The 6,419-nt window shown below is 33.2% G+C and carries 5 protein-coding genes and 1 pseudogene; 3 read left to right on the top strand and 3 right to left on the bottom strand.

Annotated elements, in window-relative coordinates; all coding sequences use genetic code 11:
- The 3 genes from AB1422_15190 to AB1422_15180 all read left to right on the top strand — a co-directional run.
- Positions 1-184 (top strand): hypothetical protein (locus AB1422_15190; protein MEW6620655.1); only part of this gene is annotated, 184 nt, incomplete at its 5' end.
- A 112-nt stretch (positions 185-296) separates the two neighbouring features.
- Entirely contained in the window at positions 297-1,805 is a 1,509-nt protein-coding gene (locus AB1422_15185; GenBank protein ID MEW6620654.1) for a GumC family protein, read from the top strand.
- A gap of 15 nt (positions 1,806-1,820) precedes the next feature.
- Entirely contained in the window at positions 1,821-2,537 is a 717-nt protein-coding gene (locus AB1422_15180; GenBank protein MEW6620653.1) for a CpsD/CapB family tyrosine-protein kinase, read from the top strand.
- 62 nt (positions 2,538-2,599) lie between these two features.
- Here the strand turns inward: AB1422_15180 and AB1422_15175 are convergent.
- The 3 genes and pseudogenes from AB1422_15175 to neuC form a co-directional block, all read right to left on the bottom strand.
- Positions 2,600-2,812, bottom strand: a pseudogene (locus AB1422_15175) (GxxExxY protein).
- A 56-nt stretch (positions 2,813-2,868) separates the two neighbouring features.
- Positions 2,869-4,929: a hypothetical protein gene (locus AB1422_15170; protein ID MEW6620652.1), complete on the bottom strand. Its 2,061-nt coding sequence runs from the start codon at positions 4,927-4,929 to the stop codon at positions 2,869-2,871.
- Between the two features lie 114 nt (positions 4,930-5,043).
- On the bottom strand, positions 5,044-6,183 hold the full coding sequence (gene neuC, locus AB1422_15165; GenBank protein ID MEW6620651.1) for a UDP-N-acetylglucosamine 2-epimerase: 1,140 nt from the start codon (positions 6,181-6,183) through the stop codon (positions 5,044-5,046).
- Between the last annotated feature and the right edge of the window lie 236 nt (positions 6,184-6,419).

Raw genomic sequence — 6,419 nt, 5'->3', positions numbered from 1 at the left:
TTTTTTTCGAGACGATGGCAAGAAGGGAATATTGTGTGTTTTTAAGAGAAAAGGTAGTTTAAATCTCTCATCTTTATTACAAAACATTAGTAATTACAACAACTTACAAACATTTTCAGGAGAAACGGTCATGAGTCTGCGACTCACAAAGGGGGATGAAAATAATGGAAGAACAACCCCCTAACCCCCTTTATTAAGGGGGAATATCTGTTCTACACCAGAGGATACGAGTCTGTGGATACTATACTAATTCGCTAATCTCTAATTCACTAATTCGCTATTTTCAGGAGAATAAATTGATTCACTACACCAGTAGTATTAATTACATCGAAATATTATATAAAAGGAAATGGATGATAATTCTTATCTTCCTATTCACCATCATTATGGTCATTATTGGAAATAATCTTCAAAGACCAACCTATCTGTCAATCGTAAAGGTTTTAATAGAAGGACCTAAAGGTGTGGAAGTTCCATTTTCCGAAGAGTTGAGTGAAGTATCACTTGCACGAGGAAGTGATGTCCTGAAGACACAAAGTGAAATAATAAAAAGTAATCCGATAATTGAGGAAACAGTTAGAAGATTAAATTTGGATAAAAGAAGAATAACCCCCACCTTTAGTGAAAAATGTATCAATTCTATCAAATCTTCTATCAAAAAGATAATTCCAGGACATCTTTTACCTGAAAAAGATAGAGGAGAAGGACTTTCGCATTTTCGAATAGTTGTAAATAAGGTAAAAGAGAGTGTTCAAATTGTTCCTATTAAAACGACAGATATTATCATGGTCGGAGTTACAGACCATAATGCTAAGATGTCCGCAAAAATTGCCAATACCATAGTTCAGGTTTATATCGACCAATCACTTGATATTAAAAGTAGTGAAGCCAGAAACGCGTATTATTTCATTACAGAACAATTAAAAACTATGGAATCTAAATTAAAAAAGTATGAAGATAACCTTAAGCAATTTAAAGAGCAGGAAGGAATTATGTCACTACCTACTGAGGTGCAAAGTAAAGTAGCAAGCATCGCAAATTTTGAGGCAGAGTATTATAAATTACAGGCAAATAAAAAGGAATTAAATGAAAATTACAGGAATTTAAAAGAGAAATTTAAACTTCAGGATGAAAAAATAATCTCCTCGACAACTATTAGTGAAAATCCTATCGTTAAAGACCTCAAGGCAGAATTGACATCTTTAGAGATTAAGTTACCAACTTTATTAAAAAAATATGGTAAAACCCATCCAAAGGTTAGAGAAGTAGAATCTGAGATTAAGGAGGTTACCGCAAGAATAAAGAGTGAAGTAGAAAAGGTTATTAGTCAGGAGGTTTCAACATTAAATCCTATTCATGAAAATATAAAAGAAAAAATAATAATGTTTGAAACTGAGATAAATGCTTTAGAGTCAAAAGGAAACGCATTAATTACAACCATCAATGAATATAAATCAAAACTTGAGGGTTTAGCAGAAAAGGAGATGGTCTTAGCCATGCTTACCCGTGAAGTGGAATCCACTGAAAAGATGTATAATATCCTTCTAGAAAAGCAACAAGAATCTATGATTTCTGAGGCAATAAAGATTGGAAATATCAGGATTATAGAACCTGCATTGGTCCCATTACTACCAATAAAGCCAACCAAAACACGAAATTTACTTATTGGTGCTCTATGCTCAATTATGGTAGGAATTACATTAGCCTTTATACTTGAATACATTAACCATTCTTTTAAAACACCTGAAGATGCAGAAGGGTATTTAAAATTACCTGTATTAGGACTAATCCCGATGAAAAAGTAAGGAGCTAAAACGAAAATGAAAAAACATAGAAAAAGTTTTGAAGATTACAAGACAAATATACTTTTTGATTTTGATTTAAGGTCTTCATTTGGAGCGGCTTTTTACAATCTGCTCGGTAAAATATATCTATTGGTAAAAGAAGGCTCATTAAAGACAATATTAATCACCAGTACCTTTGGCGGAGAAGGAAAAACTGTGGTTGCGGCAAATCTGGCTTTAGGTTTTGCCAAAGTGAATGAAATGAAAACAATACTTATAGATAGTGATTTGTATCATCCAACTATACATCATCTATTTAATTTAAACAAAGACCCGGGATTATCTGATGTATTAATCAATAGTTGCCAACTTAATGATGTGGTAACTAAATTAAATATTAAAAATTTATGTGTAATTCCAAGTGGTAAATCATCATCAAGCACATCAATGTTATTAGGCTCAAATAAGATGAATGAAATTATTCAAGTCTTAAAAGGGGCATCCGATATTATTTTATTGGATTCTGCACCTGTCTTATCAAGTAGTGACCCATTAGTTTTATGTCCTTATGTGGATGGTGTAATTCTTGTTGTTGAGGCAGATAAGACTCAACGAGAAATGATACAGCGAGCTCAATTATCAATAGAATCTACTCAAACTAAAATATTAGGTGTGGTATTAAATAAAAAGGAACATATTCTGCCTCAATATGTTTATGAGAAACTTTATCATTATAAGGGGTATTATTATTAATTCGTAAGCGTTACCTAAAAAGTAACTATTCACCGCAGAGACGCGGAGACACAGAGAAAAAATTAAAATCTATTGGCTATACGTTTAATTCCATCTCTTAGAACAGAAACATTAAAGTTGATCAATAAACCTATCCTTTTATTCATCATTTTTAGATAGGTTAAAAGTTGAGCTTCGTGAATCGGAAGTAGTTGCTCGACTGCTTTTAATTCTACGATAACTTTTTCTTCAACTAAAAGATCTATCCGGTATCCACAATCTAATTTAAATCCTTTTTTCTCTGTTCCTCTGCGTCTCTGCGGTGAATAGTTACCAAATACTTAAAAGCATTTTAGTACCGTTTTAATGAAATCAGGGATTTACCTATTAACCCTCTTGTTTTAAGTGTCATAGGAATATCAGGAATGAAAGGTTTTATCAATTCCTTTACACCCATAATCTCCAGGACACACCAGGGGATATCAAATAATTTAGCCTTTTCTTTATAATCCACGGTTAAATCTATATCGTCATCAGGTGAAATAAAGGTTGTCAGGATATCATTTAATCCATGTCCTGGAGATGAATCATCAATGCAACCATGGTCAGAGGTCAATATTATATAATAGCCCATTTTTAATGCAAAAGGAATAATAATCTTTGATATTTCTTCCATAACCTCCACCGCTTTAACACAGGCGGTGAAATGATTTACTATTAAATGCCCTAACATATCACAGTTTGAAAAATTTACAATTACAAGCTCGAAGTCTTCTCTATATAATTCATTTAAAAGAGTTCCCATAATAGAATACGCCTTCATTTGAGGTGTCTTAAAATAATCGTCATCATTTTTAATATCTAATTCAACTCCGTATGATGGAATTATTATTCTTGTTTCATGTTCTGGAATTTCAATTTTTTCTCTTTTCCCTCGAATGAAAAAACCAACATGTAAAGCCTTAGTGCTTTCAGCTAACAAGAGATAATTAAATTTAAAATTGAGTTCCTCACTCGCCTTTGCTAAAATAGATAAGTAATTATGTTCAAAAGGTTTTGATGGGAACAAAATTTTTACCCCATACTTATTTTCAAAATCAGGGTGATATTCGGTCAAAGTATAAACCTGTAGTTTTAAATCATCTTTTGTCCAATCAACCTTCCATTGCCTTCCTTTAATCGAAGACTCCCTAACCAAAAATTCCTTCGCCCCAAGGAGTGAGGCTATTTTTGCCCGCTGTCTATCTGCTCTAAAATTAAGGTCTAAAAAATAATCATTTGTTTCTATTTTTCTAATACTTCCATTCTTATCTCTAATAATTATAGGAGGGATATTCGAATCCATATAGCCATTTTTATGTAAATTTTCTATCTCTTTAAGTGCTTCTGAAACATCTTTAACAATAGTCCCTTTCCCTTTTACCATCAATTCATAGTCAGCCTTGCCTTTTATTTCATCATAATCTCTATCCATGCCGATTCCCCGACCTATTATCCAGGTAATAGATTCTGTCGCATTATACTGTGACAATAGTGTTATCAATTTATTCATAAAATTATATTTCCCATTTTCATTTTTAATAGAAGAATACGGTGGTGAATCTCGTCCATCCAGGATTACTTGCATTCTGAGTTTATCAGGGCTAATACCATAATTTTCAAAGAACATTTTAAAAAAGGCTTCTAAGTGATTCCAACAGCTATGAACTCGGCCGTCATCTCCTTTTTCTCCTGACAAAAGAAAGGTTAAATTAAGATTCCGTTCATAACCTTTGACCCCATTCAGGCATTCTTGAAGCACCGGATTTTCAAAAAAAGAGCCGTCTTCAATTCCTGCTGTTACTTCAAAAGGTGGCTGAAGCCCAACTATTAAATTACCCAATTGTTGATGACCTGTTTCCGAGCTACCCTGCACCTCAGGAGATAAATCTTCATAACCAATTTCTTTACCAGTTGTTTTTGTAACAATAGAAGGGAATTCATTTCGGAGAGAAAAAATGAATGGAGTATTAACTGTCCAAATAACATAGTTCTCTTTTTTAGAAATTTCTCCTATTAAATCATCAATAAATTCAGTATAATTCTTTCTCTTATAATTAAACTCGTTTAAAACTTTTTTAAAATTCAGGGCACGGTGTTTATCCAGATGATAATCTAATTTCTTTAGAGAAGGATATTGTGGTGTAGTAATAAATGTCTTTGAAAATATTTGTAAGAATAGATTTTCCTTATTCCGTTCAATATCTATCTCTTTACCAAATGCCTTGTTTAATCCTTCGATAAACTTTTGCTTTATAACATCAGGTAATTCTTTCCAGACGGTTTTTAAAATATTCTCTTCCTTTACAGGGTCAAACCCATAACCGTCAAAGATTATCTTTAGGACTTTATGCTTGATTTTTTTTAAACTCATATTGTCTCTCTTTCAAAAGTATATAGGATAATGGTATAAATGTCAATTGAAATTTTGTAGGCAAATGAAAAATTTGGTAACTTATTGGATGGAGATACATAATAAAATGTAAAATCAATATATAATTTGTTTTGTTAGTAATTTGCGGTCGAGAGAAATGGTGGCTAATATTTCCACAATTCGTGAGGATGATTTTCCATCACCATAAGGATTGGTACAATTATTTACTATTTTCTTGAATTCTTTATCAAATAAAGCCTTTTTAATTCCGTCTATAATTTTGTGTTTGTCATAATCAACAAATATAACATTTTCTGCATGTTCTCTACCTTTATTTCTTGTGCCGACATTGACTACCGGAAGTTTAAAGCAAGGGGCTTCGATTATTCCACTACTTGAGTTGCCAATTAAAACTGAGGCTAATCTCAATAATCCTAAGTAAAGGGTGTGGTCTATATTTTTATAAATCTGGATATGAGGTAGTTTTCTATATTCTTCTATTTTTTTAATCATCTCGCAAGAGCCTGAATCAGAATTAGGATAGATAATAATTGTTTGATACTTTAATTTTTTAACCGCAAGTAGTGTCTGGTTTATCTGATTTGCCGAGTCATCTTTTTCCACATTAACCGGATGCTGTAAAACGACTAAGATTGGTTTATTCATAGTAAGATTAAGAAATTTTGCCGTTTGGGATGAAGATGTTGCTTTTTTAGAAAGGATAACATCAATTGCTGGGGAACCAACTTGATAAATTCTAAAGGGCTCTTCTCCTGATTGAATTAGACGGGTTTTACTTTGTGAAGTTGCGGCAAAATGTAAATGAGCAAATTTAGTTATCGCAAACCGTATCGATTCGTCGATATGTCCGCTTGTTGTTTTGTCTCCACCATGGATATGGGCAACCGGGATATTTTTATTTGCCCCGGCTATCGCCCCGGCTAATGCGTCAAATCTATCTCCCAGAACTAATATAAAATCAGGATTAATCCGGTCAATTGCATAGGAAATGCCAATTACTGTCTGTCCGAATGCGACTGAAATATCCTCTTGCTCTGGAATAAATACCTTTTCTGAAATGGTAAATCCGTCTTTTTCTATTTCCTTTACAGTAAGCCCAAATTTTTCCAGAAGATGCATGCCGCAAGCCACAACACAAAGCTTTAATTCCGGATGTTGTTGAATAGCCTGCATCACCGGGGAAAGTAAGCCATATTCTGCTCTTGAACCTGTAACCACACAAATCTTTCGCATATTATTTTATTAAGAACGGTAACCGTTCAGGTAGTCCTTTACCGCAGAGACGCAAGAGTTCGCAGAGGTAACTATTCACCATTCACAATTCACCATTCACAATTTCTTTCCTAAATTTCCTTAATAATGGTGAATGGTGAATTGTCAATTGTGAATTGTGAATTATCACTCTTCACGGTGTCAAGCAAACCTGGTCCAAGAGTTCGATGCACCGCTATAGCGCATCCAATGACTCT

The sequence above is a fragment of the bacterium genome, from assembly GCA_040757115.1.
Lineage (GTDB): Bacteria > UBA9089 > CG2-30-40-21 > CG2-30-40-21 > SBAY01 > JBFLXS01.
This window is presented reverse-complemented; position numbering and strand designations above follow the sequence as displayed.